Source organism: Gemella sp. GH3 (assembly GCF_013415425.1).
GTDB lineage: Bacteria > Bacillota > Bacilli > Staphylococcales > Gemellaceae > Gemelliphila.
Window position 1 is genome coordinate 1 of record NZ_JACBYC010000079.1, and the last position, 439, is coordinate 439.

At 35.5% G+C, this 439-nt stretch carries 1 pseudogene; it reads right to left on the minus strand.

Annotated elements, in window-relative coordinates:
* Positions 1-191 precede the first annotated feature (191 nt).
* Positions 192-439, minus strand: a pseudogene (locus HZY83_RS08545) (hypothetical protein); the annotation flags it as partial.

Consider the following 439-nt stretch of genomic DNA (forward strand, 5'->3'; position numbering starts at 1 on the left):
AATTCAATCAGTGAGAGTAAATCAAAAAGTACAAGTATTGCAGATTAGCAAAGTAAATCAGAATCTGCTAGTACGTCAAAATCAATAAGTGAGAGTAATTCACAAAAAGCATCAGAGAGTACAAGTAAGTCAGCAAGCACTAGCGTATCAGATAGTGAATCGGCTAATACAAGTACATCAACAAGTGAAAGTTATTCTACATTTATAAGTGATTCAGACAGTACAAGTATAAGTGATTCAAACAGTACAAGTACATCAACAAGTGACTCAATATCTGATTCAGGCTCACTAAGTGAAAGTACTTCCCTAAGTAACTCAAGAAGTGCGAGTACTTCATTATCTGACAGTACTTCAGGATCAATAAGTGCATCAGAATCTGCTAGTACGTCATTATCAACAAGTGAGAGTGATTCAACAAGCGCAAGTACGTCTGAATAAC